Genomic DNA, 15,383 nt, shown 5'->3' on the forward strand with positions numbered 1-15,383 from the left:
GTTTGCAGGGCAATATCGCCTTGTTTCGATGTCGCTGGTCAGAAGAATATTTCAAATCGCTCTTTTTAGAGATGCCCTTAAATGGAATTATACACCGAGACTTAAAACCAGAAAACATTCTTATTGAAAAAGCTGATTTTGTCTTGGCTGATTTTGGCATTGCAAGTTACAATCCGGATATTTTCAATATTAGGGCAGAAACAGAAAAAAAGGAACGCATTGGGAACAGACTCTTTTCACCTCCAGAACAAGAACAATCCGGCATGGTCGCACATGAAACTATGGACATTTATGCCTTGGGGCAAATTATGCAGTGGTACTCCACAGGATCAACTCATAGAGGAACTAATAGACAAAGAATAACAACTATATTCAAAGATTTAAAAGTATATGATAGCATAATAGACAGATGTCTATCGCAGAACCCAGCAAGTCGCTTTCAAAATATTTCCGAGATAAGAGACTATATCAAAAGGAATAGAGAAAAAGATATTTTTGACTATATAGAAGAATTCAATAACATTGTAAGGAGTAATTTCCCGAGAAATGATTCTGGGATCATCCACTCATCAGACAAAAAAAGAATAGATAGACTTTTTCAGACTTTTAAAGACAGTGAAAAGAATTTTGGTAATCATTTATGGTGGCATAATGGCTCAGCAAACATTGATTTTACACTTACTAAAAAAGGTGAGGCTATTTGGAAATTTCGGAATAAAGAATGCTCAATAAAAGAAATCTGGATACACTATGACAACAGTTCTTTTAATGACTTTATTTTAGTTCATTTTGAGCCATCTGAGCCTTTCATCATCAATGAAAAAAGATTTTTTTATACGGCAATTGTTGATGACGAATATCATATCTCCTATTCAGAATATGAAAATGGTTACGCCGACATAAATGGAGATATTATTAAATTGTCTGATCACAAAGTTGAATTCATAGAACGACAAGAAAAAGAAGATTACTTTTTCATCGGAACAAGATACCATTGCATTCTAAACACAAAAAATGATGAAAACGTTATACGGTTTATAAAAAAATTAAAAGACAATAATAGCAATCTTGATATTAAAGAATTTATAAATTTTGAGCGCGAAGTAAGAAAAAATAAACTACCTGAAATATCAATGAGATTATAATAAAACCTGCTTACAACAAGGCATATATTACATATCCCCGAACGTCAGCCAAGACGTCATATGCTAACATTCCCCTTATCGTTGTTCAAGTCTTGCATTTCAATTCACGCTTCGACGCATTCTGCACGCATCGGCATATCGTCTGACCCAAAACACACAATACAAAAACCTGGAGGTTTTTTCATTTCTTTCTAAACCAGCTCCCCCCCTCACTCCGTCGGCATGAAATATTCCTTCATCCTTCCGTAAATCTCCCGCTTCTCGATCAATCCCGCTATCATGCCAAGCACCGACGCCGCACCGGAGGCGAAGAAGATCGGGCGGGCGGAGATGTTGTTGGTGTAGTAGATCGCCGGAATGCCGTGCTCCTTGGCGAAGCTGTCGAGCGAGGTGGTGCCGATGACCAGGTCGGGCTTGTGCTCCAGCACGGCCTCCATGTCCTCTTCGAGATATTTGCGGTAGCGCACCTCCGTGCCGAGCATCGTGAGCAGGCGGTGATCCTCCTCGCCGAGCGGGGTGCGGGCGATGGAGGTCGAGGCGTAGGGCACGTCGAGGCCCGCTTCGAGCAACAGGCGCACCAGCGGCAGCTCGTTGCCCTCGTAGCCCGCGACGATCACCGAGCCGTGCATCCGGCTCTCGAATCCCGCCATCACCTGCCGCGCTTTCTGGCGCTCCTCGTCGGCCACCTGCTTCACCGTCGCCGGATCGAGGTCGAGCGCCTCGCCGATCCGCTCGATCCACTGGCCTGTGGCGTTCGCGCCGATGGGATTGCCGCCCACAATCTTCACCCCCGCCGACTCGAAGAGCGCCGCCGTTCGCTCGTAGAAGGGATGCAGCACCGCGCAGGCCGAGGCGCGTCCGGCCTGGACGTAGTCGTCGAGGTCAGCGCCGGGCAGTGTGATGACCGACTCGACGCCGATCTTCTGCAACACGCCGCCGATCATCATCGCATCGACCGGAAAGATTTCGCCAAGCACCACGAGCGTCTTGCCCTTTTTCGGCTCGCCGAACGCGCCGAACCGCTTCACGAGCGACGACACGGCCACATCCTTCGCCTCCGGGTGCGTCCGAATCTGGAACGCCGGAAGCCGCACGAGCAGCACTTCGGCGTTGCCGACCCGCTTCGGCAGCAGCTCCTCGGCGATACCGGCGGTCTCAGCCACGCAGGTGCTCACCACCGGAATGAAGCGCACCGCCGGGTCTTCGGCGATCTTTTCGATGGCGCGGCGCAGGTCGTCGATCATCGTGCCGCCCGAAATCTGCACGTTCATCAGCTCCGGCGAAACGACCGAGCGGCGGGCGGCATAGAAGTGCGACACGAAGGTGAGTCCGTAGAGGCAACCCTGATCGGCGGCCATGCAGAGCTGCGAGCCGTCGATGCGCAAGAGGACGCGCAGGCCGCCGAAGGCGGGGCACATCGATTGCGGATGCAGTTTGTTACAAGCCTTGTTCTCCATACAAAACGACATTTTTTTGTGCTTGCTGAATATAGCTGTGTTGCGGCAGCCCTTTCGGCATCGACTTCATGCTGTCGAGCGCCGAGCGCCGCGTCCCGAAATCTCCGGTGACGATGCGGTAAGAGCGCCCACTGCCGGATTTTACCGGCCAGAACCAGACCCGGTAGCCCATCTCCGAAAGCCGCGCCATCTCTTGCCGGACAACCTTTCGGGTATTGAAGGTCGCGACGATCACCGTGTATCGCCCCTTGCGAAGCTGAAGCGAATCTGGCGACGACGGAACGATTCCCGGCGCGATCGAGGACGGCGGAACGCTCGATGCAACGGTCGCCACGGACGCCGCGATAACCGACTCAGCGGAACCGCCAGCGGACGGCAGATCGAATCCCCCCGGCGCAAACTGCCGGTACAGGAACCAGCCGCAGGCGAGAATCGAGACCGCCGCGACAAACAGCGCGACCTTTTTCAATCCTCCCGGCCTCTCCGGAACCGGCGGCGTCTGCTTATCCGGCGGCTTTTCGGGAATGACGATCTCCTTCAAGTCGCCATAACCGATGTTGAGCAGCGCTTCGAGCGACGCTTCGGGCTGGAAGCGCAACGCGCCGGAGACCAGCGTGAACGAGCCGAAACCTCGCAACTCAAGCCGTCCCGGCCCCTTTTTCACCGCCTCGAACGTCTCGGCGAGCGCTTTGGCGAAACGCTTGACCTCGCTCGCCTCCATCCCGAGCCGACCGGTCGCGATGCGCTCGGCGTCGCCCGCCCGCTCCTTCCGCGCCTCGAACGCCACGCGGTTCTTCGGCGGCTGATAGCGTATGCCCGCGGAGGTCGCTTGCCTCACCGCCTGTTCATGCACGACCGAAAAACCGCCCAGCCCGTCGATGGCAAGCAGCTTGCGGTCGAGCAGCTCCGCCGTCATGCCTCCGGCAAAGCGGTCGAGACGGCGCTGCGCCTCGTCGGAATCAATGCCGAGTAGCCGGGCGAGAATATCGGATGCGGTATCAGCGGCCATTGCGTTTCCCCCGAAATGCAGAGTTGACCAAGCCTTGAACTTCCAGCTCGAATATAACATATCGGAATCAAAGGCGCTTGCTGACGCGGCACGGGAAGTGAGTCGGGAAAACCGTATTTTGCCGAAAAACCGTGACCCTATGATCGAAACCGCGCAAAGCGTTGGCGAACTGACCCGCGCCATCAAGAACGAGCTGGAGAGCCTTTTCCCCTATGTGCGAGTGAAGGGCGAAGTGTCGAACTGCAAGGCGCACAGCTCCGGCCACGTCTATCTGACGCTCAAGGACAGCGAGGCGCAGATTCCGGCGGTGATCTGGAAAAGTGTGCGCGCCCGCTCTCCGCTGGAGCTGCGCGACGGCCTCGAAGTGGTCGCCGAGGGGCGGCTGGAGGTCTATCCGCCCGCCGGACGCTACCAGCTCATCTGCACGGCGCTCTTCGAAAGCGGCGAAGGCGAACAGCGCCTCGCCCTCGAACGGCTCATCGCCAAGCTCGCCAAAGCGGGCTGGTTCGACGCCGAACGCAAAAAGCCTATCCCGCGCATTCCCCGCCGCATCGGCATGATTACGTCGCCCACCGGCGCAGTGATCCGCGACATGAGCGACGTCTTCGCGCGGCGCTTTCCGGCGGCGGAGCTGCTGCTTTACCCGGTGCAGGTGCAGGGCGATCGGGCCGTCGAGTCGATCGTGCGAGCGCTCGACTACTTCAACGACCCGCCGAATCCGGCGCACAAGCCCGACGTGCTCATCGTGGCGCGAGGCGGCGGCTCGTCGGAAGACCTGCAAGCCTTCAACAGCGAAGCGGTTGCTGAAGCGATCTACCGCTCGAAAATCCCCGTCATCAGCGCCATCGGCCACGAAACCGACCTCTCGGTGGCCGACATGGTGGCCGACCTCCGCGCGGGTACGCCATCGATCGCCGCCGAACGAGCCGCGCCCGACCGCGAGGAGCTGTTGCGCCTGATCGACAGCCTCCTCAACCGGCAATCGATCCTCATGGAGGGGATGATTTCAGGAACGCAACTCCAGCTCGACTCCATCACCAACAGCTACGCCTTCAACCGCCCGGTGCAGATGCTCGCCCAAGCCGAAGAGCGGCTGGCGCTGACGGAAAAGGAGCTGAAGCGGGCCATAGCCGACAAGCTCCGCGACCGCGAGCAGCACCTCACCGCCGCCGCCGACCGCCTCGCGATGCTCGACACGCAGCGAGTATTGAAACGCGGCTTCGCGCTGGTAACGCAGGACGACCGCTACGTTACTTCAGCCGCAGGGCTGGAAGCCGGGTCGGAGATCAACGTGACGTTCCACGACGGACGCCGGGAGGCGCGGGTTGGGGGGTAGAGCGGAGAGTGAGGATCGCTGGTAAACCGTTTGGCGGCTATCAGAAAGATGCCCTTTACTGCGACAGATCGCTTAGTTGAGCCGGGCTTTTTTCTCCAGTTTGCGGCGGAAGTCAGATTCGGCATCAAGCGATGAGATCATGTCGTTACCCACATTGGATAAGCGGGCAAGATCGGTTCGAGGCAGGGATTTCTGATCGGCAAAAACCAGGATGCTGTCGAACTTGACCTGCGCCCGGAGCAGGTGTTCGAGGATGATGGTGACCGTTTTAGCCTTGTCGGGATTGGGGATGCCAAACAGAAAAATCTGCTCCTCCCTACCGTCGATTTTGTAGTCGATCGGATAGTCCGATGCATTTGCCATCCCTTCGTACAGATAATCCTTCGTCACCTGTTCGGATGGGATAATCCTGTAAATCGATTCCCGGAGGTCTTCGTAAAACGTGGATTCCGCCCGTGACCTTTTCAGAAAGGTCAGATCGAAGATTTCAGTAATAGCCTGGCCAACATGAAAAATGTCAGTGGCAAGCCGTTCCGGCGTGGTGTCGATGAACAACGCTCCGTCCTTTTCGTCAACCGAGGTGTGCGTCTTGATCTTTTCAAACAGCTCGCCTCTGGTTCCATCCCTGAACTTGTCGATATCGTGCTCATAACTGAGATGCATCAGTGTATGCCCCATATCGGTGAGCCTGAGGAGGCCGCCGGGAAGAATTTTAATGTAGAGCTGATACAGATCCCCATCCGGAAAGAGAAATGGCGTATGTACGGCCAGAAGCTCCGGGGATTTCTCTCGAATCCGTACGGTGCCGCACATGGCCCGGCAGAGCGTCTCCTGCAATATTTTGACATCTATCGTCATCAGTTGAAAAGATCGAGCTGGTTAGTCCCTGGGTTTACCCCTAATCCATCGATATTACAATCACTTATCAGACAAATCAGTGCCTCGTCAAGTGTCTGGTATCGGTCGGTTTCGCAGGCAAAACCATCTGGATTCCGGTTTGCAGAAATGTATTTTTTTGTAGCTCTGTGTATATGGAAAACAAGATTAAGGGTTTTGTCTTCGATTTTGTTCCTGTGTATGTGTGACGCGCCATTGTACCGGCAAAGAATCAGTGTTTCGCCATTCGGAGCATCCCAAAGGAGTCCGCAACTGAAATCATCTTCCATTCCAACGGCCAGATTCTGCCGGACAAACAACTGGAATTCATGCCCGGATTCATCGAGAGCATGAGCAATGTAATTGATCTGTTTATGACCCGGCTTCAGAACATCCCTCGCTTTGGGATTGATAACTCTTTTCGGGCAACTGATCAATGCTTCGATGAACTCATCGGTGAGACTTTCAAACGCCATAATCGCAAGGGGTTGGAGGCTTTGAATGTATCGTGAGGCCTACAGCGTCAGGCTATCTTATGTGGATAAAATACGCCTTTTGTCGAATATGTCTGAGAGCAGATGCGCTTTGGCGGCAATTATTCACCCCCCATACCTCGCCCTGAACAACCTGCGCACCTCTTCGAGTTCCTCCTCGGTGTTGACTCCCGGCGTATCCGTCGTCGTTTCGATGCAGCGGATGCGGTAGCCGTTTTCGAGGAGGCGGAGTTGTTCGAGCGATTCGGTGCGTTCGAGCATCGAGGGCGGGAGCGCGACGAAGGCTTTGAGCACGTCGGCGCGGAAGGCGTAGAGGCCGATGTGGCGGTAGTAGCGCGTGTCGGGCAGCGTTTCGCGGCGGAAGGGAATCGGGCAGCGCGAGAAGTAGAGCGCGTTGCCGCGGGTGTCGAGCACCGCCTTGACCACGTGCGGGTCGTCGATGATGTGCCGTTCGTCCGGCTTCAGCGGGAAGACCAGCGTGGTGCAGTCGGGCAGCGTGCCCTCCTCGAAAAAGGGCGCGATGGCGAGGTCTATCGTCGCGGGATCGATGAGCGGTTCGTCGCCCTGGAGGTTGACGAACACGTCGCCGCCAACCTGCCCGGCGGCCTGGGCGATGCGGTCGGTACCGCAAGTCAGGTCGGGCGAGGTCATCACCACCTCCGCCCCGGCCTCACGAAGCACCGCGAAGATGCGCTCGTTGTCGGTCGCCACCACCACGCGGCTCGCCAGACGCGACTTCATCGCCTGCTGCCAGGTGCGCACAATCAGTGGCTCACCTTCGAGATCGGCAAGCATCTTCTCTTTCAGGCGGCTGGAGCTGAGACGGGCAGGTATGACGATGACGGCGTTCATGATTTTTTCGGTGATTCGAGAATGATGGTGACCGGGCCGTCGTTGATGAGCGAGACCTGCATGTCCGCGCCGAACACGCCGGCCTGGACAGGGCACGCCGCCTCGCGGCTGATCGATTCGACGAAGCGCTCGAAGAGCGGCTGGGCGATCTCCGGCGGCGCGGATTCGGAAAAGCCGGGGCGGTTGCCGCGACTGGCGTCGGCGTAGAGCGCGAATTGCGAGACGACAAGCAGCTCGCCGCCAATGTCCCGAAGCGAGCGGTTCATCTTCCCCTCCTCGTCCTCGAAAATGCGCAGGTTCGGAATTTTTCGGCTCATCCAGGCGAGGTCGTCCGCCGTGTCTTCACGCGAGATTCCGGCAAGCACGAGCAACCCCGCGCCGATGGCGCTGTGCGTCGCGCCGCCGATGGAGACGGCGGCCTCGCGCACCCGTTGCACCACCGTTCTCACGAGCTTGCCTCCGCTTCATCGCCGAGCACGGACGCGAGCGCTTCGCGGACAACCGACGGCGTGACGCCTTCGACCTTCAGCACCTTGCTGCGGGAGCTTGCGCCGTTCATCACCGACACGCTGGAGCGCGGCACACCGAGCGCTTTGGCGAGCAGCTCACAGCACTCCTTGTTGGCCGCGTTATCGACCGGCGCGGATTTGAGGCAGATTTTGATCTGCTCGCCGTACATGCCCGCAACCCCGCTTTTCGATGAGCGGGGCTGCACACGCACGGAGAGGCAAACGGCGTCGCCCTTCTGGCTGATCGGAGGCATCGCAGACTGGTTCAGCCGATCACCTTCGGCACCTTGAAGAAGCGATCCTGCTTGTCGGGCGCGTTTCTCAGCGCCTCCTCGTTCGAGAGCGGCGTATGCTCGACGTCCGCGCGAAGCACGTTGATCTGGTCGTGAATGGTGCTCAGCGGCTCGACCCCCTCGGTATCGACCTCGTTGAGCTTTTCGATGTAGTGAAGAATCATGTTCAGCTCGCTGGTCATCTTCTCTTGCTCGGCGTCGGTGAACTTCAGGCGGGCAAGCTCGGCGATGTAGGCGACGTTTTCTTTCGTGACTGACATATCGTAAATCCAATGAATTAAACTAAATACTGTTTTCTGGACGGCAAGTCCGGCTCAGAGTCGGCAGATGCCGAATTTCTGCTCGTCATCCCCTCTTCTCGGACGGTCGTCGAGCGGCACGTAGTGGCGGCACTCCTCGCCAAGATAGATCTGGCGCGGGCGGGCGATCTTCTGCTCCGGATCCTTGACGTGCTCGATCCACTGGGCAAGCCATCCCGGAACACGCCCGATAGCGAATAGCACCGGGAACATCTCGGTCGGAAAGCCCATCGCCTGGTAGATGAGGCCGGAGTAGAAATCGACGTTCGGGTAGAGTTTGCGACCGATGAAGTAATCGTCCTCCAGCGCGATCCGTTCCAGCTCGATGGCAATGTCGAGCAACGGGTTCCGTCCGGTCTCCTCGAAAACGTCGAAGGCGATCTTCTTGATGATTCGCGCCCTCGGATCGTAATTTTTATAGACGCGGTGGCCGAAGCCCATGAGCCGTCCCTCGCCGCTCTTGACCGACCGGATGAACTCCGGGATTTTATCGACGGAGCCGATCTGCTTGAGCATGTGGATCACCGCTTCGTTGGCGCCACCGTGCAGCGGGCCGTAGAGCGCGGCGCAACCGGCGGCGATCGCCGAGTAGGGATCGACCATCGAGCTGCTCACCGAGCGAACGGCGTTGGTCGAGCAGTTCTGCTCGTGGTCGGCATGGAGAATGAAAAGTACGTCGAGCGCATGTTCCAGCACCGGATTGGGCTTGTAGCTCCGCTCCGTCATGCGGAACATCATGGAAAGGAAGTTGCCCGCGTAGCTCAGGTCGTTGTCGGGCAGCACGTACGGAAAACCGAGGCTGTGCCGGAAGCTCATCGCCGCGAGCGTCGGCATCTTGCCGATCAGCCGCCGCACCTGAAGCTTGCGCGACTCCTCCTGGCCGACATTTTTGGCGTCGGGATAGAAGGTCGAAAGCGCGCCCACCGTGCCAACGAGAATGCCCATCGGGTGGGCGTCGTAGCGGAAGCCATCCATGAACTTGGTCAGGTTGGCGTGGGTCATGGTGTGGTGGCGGATGTTGTAGGTCCAGACGGCGAGACGCTCCTTGTCCGGAAGCTCGCCCTTGATGAGCAGGTAAGCCGTTTCGAGGAACGAGCTTTTTTCGGCGAGCTGCTCAATCGGATAGCCGCGATAGCGCAGGATGCCCTTGTCACCATCGATGAAGGTGATCGTGCTCTTGCAGGAGCAGGTGTTCAGAAACGCGGGGTCGTAGCCGAGAAGGCCGAAATCATCCTCCGACTCCTTGATCTTGCGAAGATCCATGCTGCGGATGGTGCCGTTTTCAATCGGAAGTTCGTACGATTTGCCGGTACGGTTATCGATGATCGTCAGCGAATTGCGGTGGTCTGAATCGCTCATGAGCGTGTGACATTTTGCGTTTACAGAAATAAGAACGCCTCCGGAAGCAAGGCTTGCCGTCACTACGGCTGTAAATTTAAAAAACTCCCGGCATTATCCTTGTTCCCGTCACGCGGTTCTGCCCTTCCGGCTCATGTGTGATGGCAATTCGCGACAAAAAAGAAATTTTTTTTGGAAACAACGATCCCGTTTTCTACATTTGTCCACCCAAAAGGAACGGAGCTGTAGCTCAGTCTGGTTAGAGCGCCTGCCTGTCACGTAGGAGGTCGCGGGTTCGAGCCCCGTCAGCTCCGCACCGTTTTCCCCGAAAAGCCTCTGGAAAACCAGAGGCTTTTTTTATTTCAGGAATTGCGCCACTCGGCCTTCACGCAGTTACCCTGAATCCCTGCCCCTCGATCACCTTTTTGATCGATTCGAGATCGGCCTTCGACTCGTCGTACTCGACTTCGACCACGCCCTTCTGATGGGAGGCGCTGGCTTTTTGTACCCCCTCCATCTCTTCGAGCGCTTCGCTGACCAGCATTTCGCAGCCGGAACAGCGCATTCCGCTGACATGTATTTCCGTTTTCATGACTCTGTTGTTTTATTGTTGAATCAAAACGCCGGGCGCTTTCGGAAAAGTGTGGAAAAAATCGGCCTCCGCCAACATCATGCTTCGCCCTGCCCGGCGAAAACCGCAATGGAATGAGGGAGTTAGCAGAAAAATAAACCAGTCGCTATATTGAAGCCTATGACACGAAGCCCGAAAACATACCGCCGCGTCGCGGCCCTCTTGCGCCCGCTCCTCATTCTGCTTTGCCTTGCCGGACTCTCCGCCTGCAATAACAAGGAGGCCCGCATCGAGGAGTTGCAGCAGGAGGTCTGGCAACATCCGGAAGATGCGCGAGGCTACCTGAACCTCGGCAAGGAGTACGCCCGCCAGCAGCGCTACGACGACGCCATCCAGGCGTACCGCCGCGCCATCGGCCTGGAACCCGGTCTCGACGAGGCATACTCGGCGATCGGCGCTGCCTATTTCGACAAAAAGGAATTCAACTCGGCGCTGCCCTGGATGCAGAAGCGGGTCGAGATCGCGCCGGACGACTCGCTCCGCCAGTTCGACCTCGGCAACGTCTATTTCCAGCTCAATCGCTATGACAACGCGATTGCTTCATACCAGAAAGCGATCGACAACAGCTACTCCTTCCAGGAGGCGTACTACTCGATGGCGGTCTGTTACATCAAGATTGGAAAAATCGACGAAGCCCGAAAAATCCATAAATGGCTTCAGAATAAAAACAATTATCTTGCCGTCTCCCTTGAGAGGCACCTGCAGAACGATGTGCCTGACAAGGCCGGAAAATGAACCTCGTAATCCCGTGCCGGCGGACGACAGTTTCTTTATGATGCAAAAGGCGCTTCAACTCCTCGAAGAATCGGTAAAAGCCGCGATGCGGCAACGAGACGGCTCACCTGCCGTTAGCGGGCAGCCGGTGCTGGAGCGCTTCACCGCGCCGCTCGGCGAGGTTGACGCCACGCGGTGGCTGTCGGCGCAGAGGCTCTTCCCGAGGCTCTTCTGGATGAACCGCGAGAAGAGCGAATGGATTGCCGGTATTGGAGAGGCTGATCGCATCGAGATTTCCGAAACCGGCCCCAACGATCGCAGCTTTCTGGTGCTCGACGAGGCGATGCAGCGGAAAAATCCGCACGCCCGATACATCGGCGGGTTCTGCTTCAACAATCTTCAGAAACAGAATGATCTCTGGAAGGCTTTCAGCCCCGGACTGTTCATCCTGCCGCTCGTCAGCGTCGAGTACCGCGACGGCCAGGCATCGATGAGCTGCTCGATGTGGCTGAAGCCCGGCGACGACCGTCAGAAAGCGCTCGAACAACTCTTGCTGACCCTGTCGGAGGTATCCGCCGGTGACGCGCCAGAGGCTCCCGCGATTCCGGAAGTGACGCAGGTCGCCTACTGCCCCGACAAGACTCGATGGATCGAAAACTGCGAGACCATCCTGAGAAATTTCGACGAGGGCAAACTCGACAAGGTGATCCTCGCCCGCCAGACCGAACTCTCCTTCGCGGGCAAGGTTCCGGCAATCCGCTTTTTGCTCGACTATCCTTTTCCGGAGAACACCGCTTACCGTTTCTACTTCGAGCCGGCCGAGGGCCACGCCTTTGTCAGCTTCACGCCCGAGCGGCTCTACCGCCGCGATGGCGACATGCTCGAAACCGAAGCGCTCGCGGGCACCGTCACCAAGGAGGCGCTCAAGGCGGACGACAGCGCCGCTTCCGAGTTGCTGCTCAACTCCGAAAAGGACATCCGGGAGCATCGCTTCGTCAAGGACACGATTTACCGCGAGTTGCAGCCGGTGTGCAGCGACATCGACATGCAAGAGCAGGTGGGCGTGCTCCAGCTCAACCGCCTCGCCCATCTCCTGGCCAGATGCAAGGCCAGGCTTCTTCCCGAGTTCAGCAACGACAGCACCGTGCTGCGCCAGCTCCATCCGACTCCGGCGGTCGGAGGCGTACCGAGGGAAAAGGCGATGTCGCTGATTCTGTCGATCGAGCCGTTCTGCCGTGGCTGGTACGCCGCGCCGGTGGGCTGGCTCAGCCGCGACGCCGCAGAGTTCGCGGTCGGCATCCGCTCGGCGCTCGTCAATGACGACAAGGTCTATCTCTATTCCGGCGCAGGGCTGGTTCGGGGATCGAATCCGGAATCGGAGTGGGAGGAGGTCGATCAGAAGATCGGGGACATTATGGCCATAACGCAGCAGACCTCATGAAGCACCCATGAACCACAAGCAGATCACCACGCTCTGGTGCGCGGTCATCGTCGAAGAACTGATCCGGCAGGGCGCCGGATTTTTCTGTATCTCCCCCGGCTCGCGCTCGACGCCGCTGACCCTCGCCGTGGCCTCGAACCAGAAGGCGCGATTCCGTATGTTCCCTGACGAGCGTTCGGCGGCATTTTACGCGCTCGGCTACGCAAAGGCGACCGGATTGCCCGCCGTGCTCGTCTGCACCTCCGGCACCGCCGTGGCCAACTACTTCCCCGCCGTCGTCGAAGCCTCGGCGGACTCGCAGCCGATGCTCGTGCTCTCGGCTGACCGCCCCTTCGAGCTGCTCGAATGCGGCGCGAACCAGACTATCCGCCAGCAGGATATTTTCGGCGGCTACACCCGCTGGAGCTTCGAGTTGCCCGAACCCGGCATGGCGACGCCGCTCGCCTCGCTGCTCTCGACGGTGGACCAAGCCGTCCGCAAAAGCCTCGGCTCGCCCGCTGGGCCGGTGCATCTGAACCTGCCCTTCCGCGAACCGCTCGAACCCGAAGCGCCCGACTTTGCCCATCCGTGGGCCGCGCCGCTCGAAGCGTGGCGAGCCTCCGGCGAGCCGTGGAACAGGTTCTCGCTACCGCTGCACGAACCGGCGGCGGAGAGCATCGTGACTTTACGGGAGCTTCTGGCGCAAGCCGAGCGTCCGCTGCTGGTCGCCGGGAATCTCGGCAGCCTCGCGGACGCCGAGGCCGTGGCGACGCTCGCCGAATCGCTCGGCGTGCCGCTCCTGGCCGATCTCACCTCCGGCGTCCGGCTCTCGGCGAACTGCGCGCCGTGGCAGCTCGCCTTCCAGAACGAAGCCTTTACGGATAAATTCCGGCCCGACGCGGTGCTCCATTTCGGTGGCCCGCTCATCGGCAAGCAACCGGCGCTCGCTATCCGCAAACATCCGCCGCTGCACTACGTCGTCGTGCGTGAACATCCCGGCCGCTTCGGCCCCGACCACAACGTCACGCTGAGCATCGAAGCCGCGCCCGCCTCGGTCGCTTCGGCGCTCGCCGGATGCCGCAAACCTGCGGAGACGAACGGTTGCGCCGATCTCTTTTCGGACGTTGCCAGCGCGATTGACGCAGTGGCCTGCTCGCCGGATGAGCCGGTCAACGAAATCTCCGCGCCTCGCATCGTTTCGGCGCTCACCGGCGGCGAGCACGCACTCTTCGTCTCGAACAGTATGCCCGCGCGTGACATGGATCTGTACGCCGCGCCGGTGGCGCACAAGCCGTTGCCGGTGGCGCTCAATCGCGGCGTCAGCGGCATCGACGGCATCATCTCGACCGCCGCCGGATTCTCAGCGGGCCTCGGCAAACCCGCGACGCTGCTCATCGGCGACATCTCGTTCCTGCACGACCTGAACGCTCTTTCACTGCTCGGCCAACCGTGGAATCCGCTCATCGTCATCGTGCTGAACAACCACGGCGGCGGCATCTTCTCGTTCCTGCCCATCGCCTCGCAAACCGACCGGCTCGACGAGTGCTTCGCCACGCCGCAAAACTTCAGCGTCGAATCCGCCGCCCGCACCTTCGGCCTCGGCTACGCCTGCCCGGCAACGAACCGCGACTTCACGAAACTCTACGCCGAAGCGCTCGAACGGAAAGAAAGCCTCGTCATCGAAGTCAAAAGCGACCGGCAGCAAAACTTCCTCCTGCATCGCGCAATCAAGGCAAAACTCGACCCGATTTTCGAGATCGCCGACGGCTTCGGCAATGCCTGACTTCTGCAAGCAACGTATCGCATAATCGGATAAAGGCGGCCACGAGAGACCGCCCTGCAGGTCACTGGCCCGGCGTATCCCTCGACAGCAGATAGTCCCTCAAGACAACGGCATGGTTGCACTCGGTGTCACGAGCCGCGTACAGCAGCGTCACCCGCTCCTTGCGCGCCAGCTCGACCAAACCCGCCACAACCTCCGGCTTTCCCGCAAGCTCTTCGAGATAGCGCCGCCGGAACTCATCGAACCTTGCCGGATCATGCCCGAACCATTTCCGCAGCGTGGCGCCCGGAGCGACCTCTTTCAGCCACATCGAGGCTTGAACCCGCTCCCGGCTCAACCCCCGCGGCCAGAGACGGTCAACAAGCACGCGACACCCGTCTTCCGGTAACGCAGGCTCATACACCCGCTTTATCCTGATGTCTCTCACGCAATTGAACTCCTCTGTTTTTTCAAAAATTATATATCACTTTATACTTGCAAAAAACGCTTTAGTTTATCATATAATCGCATGGTTCTACGGCATTCCCAAAAACACGATCTGCTTACCCTGTTTCCCTTCAAGGCACATCGAGTTTAACGCCGAACTATCCACTGACGTCACAACTTTCAAACCAGCATACCCTTATGAAAAAAATCGTCTCCCTGCTCGTCACGCTCTTTTTCATTTCGACAAGCCTGCTTCACGCCGCATCATTCGATCCATCACAGCTTCCGGCAGGAAAGCGAACCATCGCTGGCAAATACCTTTCCGCAAAAGAGACGTATGAAATGGTGGTGGCAAATCCCAAAAAAGTGCTTTTCGTCGATGTCAGGACGCCTGCCGAAACCCGGTTTGTGGGCATCGCCGACCCGGTCAACCTGAACATTCCCTACATGCTCGATGACTACTCGAGCTGGGACCGCAAGAAAAACCGCTTCCAGATGAACCCGAACTCAGCCTTCGCCACGAAAATCGCCGATGCGATGGCCACGCATGGTTTGAAGAAAAGCGACCCGGTCATTCTGATGTGCCGCTCGGGCGACCGTAGCGCCGCCGCCGCAAACCTGCTCACCAATGCCGGTTATACCAACGTCTATTCGGTGTATGATGGTTTCGAAGGCGACATGAGCAAGGAGGGACGCCGCTCCGTCAACGGCTGAAAAAACGCCAATCTACCCTGGGGCTACAAGCTCGACCAGCAGAGGGCGTACCTGCCGAAGTAAGATTTTACGCCGCTCGCCGGAGGC

Annotated in this window: 17 protein-coding genes and 1 tRNA gene; 7 read left to right on the top strand and 11 right to left on the bottom strand. The window is 57.9% G+C overall.

The window, feature by feature from the left end:
- The coding region (locus FGF66_RS06800; RefSeq protein ID WP_139456920.1) for a protein kinase domain-containing protein at positions 1-1,145 on the top strand (1,145 nt) is incomplete at its 5' end.
- A 209-nt stretch (positions 1,146-1,354) separates the two neighbouring features.
- Here FGF66_RS06800 and bchY read toward each other — a convergent pair.
- Positions 1,355-2,602, bottom strand: a complete 1,248-nt coding sequence (bchY, locus tag FGF66_RS06805) for a chlorophyllide a reductase subunit Y (RefSeq protein WP_170181257.1) — start codon at positions 2,600-2,602, stop codon at positions 1,355-1,357.
- A complete protein-coding gene (locus tag FGF66_RS06810; protein WP_170181258.1) occupies positions 2,583-3,611 on the bottom strand; it encodes an SPOR domain-containing protein in 1,029 nt (342 codons plus the stop codon). The genes bchY and FGF66_RS06810 overlap by 20 nt, the downstream gene beginning before the upstream one ends.
- Positions 3,612-3,750: 139 nt before the next feature.
- Here FGF66_RS06810 and xseA point away from each other — a divergent pair, with 139 nt between their 5' ends.
- The gene (gene xseA, locus FGF66_RS06815; protein ID WP_139456922.1) at positions 3,751-4,947 is read left to right on the top strand and encodes an exodeoxyribonuclease VII large subunit; all 1,197 of its coding nucleotides are present in this window, start codon (positions 3,751-3,753) and stop codon (positions 4,945-4,947) included.
- A gap of 72 nt (positions 4,948-5,019) precedes the next feature.
- Here the strand turns inward: xseA and FGF66_RS06820 are convergent, their stop codons facing one another.
- The 7 genes from FGF66_RS06820 to FGF66_RS06850 all read right to left on the bottom strand — a co-directional run bounded on the left by FGF66_RS06820 (position 5,020) and on the right by FGF66_RS06850 (position 9,629).
- On the bottom strand, positions 5,020-5,805 hold the full coding sequence (locus FGF66_RS06820; protein ID WP_139456923.1) for a DUF1828 domain-containing protein: 786 nt from the start codon (positions 5,803-5,805) through the stop codon (positions 5,020-5,022).
- The gene (locus tag FGF66_RS06825; protein ID WP_139456924.1) at positions 5,805-6,299 is read right to left on the bottom strand and encodes a hypothetical protein; all 495 of its coding nucleotides are present in this window, start codon (positions 6,297-6,299) and stop codon (positions 5,805-5,807) included. Before FGF66_RS06825 ends, FGF66_RS06820 begins: the two co-directional genes overlap by 1 nt.
- 123 nt (positions 6,300-6,422) lie before the next feature.
- Positions 6,423-7,169 carry a 3-deoxy-manno-octulosonate cytidylyltransferase gene (kdsB, locus tag FGF66_RS06830; protein ID WP_139456925.1) on the bottom strand — a complete coding sequence of 249 codons (747 nt, stop codon included), beginning with the start codon at positions 7,167-7,169 and terminating at the stop codon, positions 6,423-6,425.
- Complete coding sequence (dtd, locus tag FGF66_RS06835; protein ID WP_139456926.1) at positions 7,166-7,618, bottom strand: D-aminoacyl-tRNA deacylase; 453 nt, start codon at positions 7,616-7,618, stop codon at positions 7,166-7,168. Before dtd ends, kdsB begins: the two co-directional genes overlap by 4 nt.
- The gene (locus FGF66_RS06840) at positions 7,615-7,932 is read right to left on the bottom strand and encodes a DUF167 domain-containing protein (protein ID WP_139456927.1); all 318 of its coding nucleotides are present in this window, start codon (positions 7,930-7,932) and stop codon (positions 7,615-7,617) included. Before FGF66_RS06840 ends, dtd begins: the two co-directional genes overlap by 4 nt.
- A gap of 11 nt (positions 7,933-7,943) precedes the next feature.
- Entirely contained in the window at positions 7,944-8,231 is a 288-nt protein-coding gene (gene gatC / locus FGF66_RS06845; protein WP_139456928.1) for an Asp-tRNA(Asn)/Glu-tRNA(Gln) amidotransferase subunit GatC, read from the bottom strand.
- A gap of 54 nt (positions 8,232-8,285) precedes the next feature.
- Positions 8,286-9,629 (bottom strand): citrate synthase, encoded by a 1,344-nt coding sequence (locus FGF66_RS06850; RefSeq protein WP_139456929.1) that lies wholly within the window; start codon positions 9,627-9,629, stop codon positions 8,286-8,288.
- 218 nt (positions 9,630-9,847) lie between these two features.
- Between FGF66_RS06850 and FGF66_RS06855 the strand changes: the two genes are divergently transcribed.
- A tRNA-Asp gene (locus FGF66_RS06855) sits at positions 9,848-9,922 on the top strand.
- A 71-nt stretch (positions 9,923-9,993) separates the two neighbouring features.
- Here the strand turns inward: FGF66_RS06855 and FGF66_RS06860 are convergent.
- The gene (locus tag FGF66_RS06860) at positions 9,994-10,200 is read right to left on the bottom strand and encodes a heavy-metal-associated domain-containing protein (protein ID WP_139456930.1); all 207 of its coding nucleotides are present in this window, start codon (positions 10,198-10,200) and stop codon (positions 9,994-9,996) included.
- A 159-nt stretch (positions 10,201-10,359) separates the two neighbouring features.
- Here FGF66_RS06860 and FGF66_RS06865 point away from each other — a divergent pair, with 159 nt between their 5' ends.
- The 3 genes from FGF66_RS06865 to menD are packed head-to-tail and all read left to right on the top strand — an operon-like array spanning position 10,360 to position 14,156.
- Positions 10,360-10,974: a tetratricopeptide repeat protein gene (locus FGF66_RS06865; RefSeq protein WP_246046610.1), complete on the top strand. Its 615-nt coding sequence runs from the start codon at positions 10,360-10,362 to the stop codon at positions 10,972-10,974.
- 40 nt (positions 10,975-11,014) lie between these two features.
- Positions 11,015-12,394 carry an isochorismate synthase gene (locus FGF66_RS06870; protein ID WP_246046611.1) on the top strand — a complete coding sequence of 460 codons (1,380 nt, stop codon included), beginning with the start codon at positions 11,015-11,017 and terminating at the stop codon, positions 12,392-12,394.
- A 7-nt stretch (positions 12,395-12,401) separates the two neighbouring features.
- Positions 12,402-14,156, top strand: coding sequence for a 2-succinyl-5-enolpyruvyl-6-hydroxy-3-cyclohexene-1-carboxylic-acid synthase (gene menD / locus FGF66_RS06875; protein ID WP_139456932.1), 1,755 nt, complete (start codon positions 12,402-12,404; stop codon positions 14,154-14,156).
- Between the two features lie 61 nt (positions 14,157-14,217).
- On the opposite strand, the gene FGF66_RS06880 is transcribed toward menD, so the two are convergent.
- Entirely contained in the window at positions 14,218-14,583 is a 366-nt protein-coding gene (locus tag FGF66_RS06880) for a DUF488 domain-containing protein (RefSeq protein ID WP_139456933.1), read from the bottom strand.
- Between the two features lie 197 nt (positions 14,584-14,780).
- Between FGF66_RS06880 and FGF66_RS06885 the strand changes: the two genes are divergently transcribed.
- Positions 14,781-15,296, top strand: a complete 516-nt coding sequence (locus FGF66_RS06885) for a rhodanese-like domain-containing protein (RefSeq protein ID WP_139456934.1) — start codon at positions 14,781-14,783, stop codon at positions 15,294-15,296.
- Positions 15,297-15,383: the final 87 nt, after the last annotated feature.

The organism is Chlorobaculum thiosulfatiphilum (assembly GCF_006265165.1).
GTDB lineage: Bacteria > Bacteroidota > Chlorobiia > Chlorobiales > Chlorobiaceae > Chlorobaculum > Chlorobaculum thiosulfatiphilum.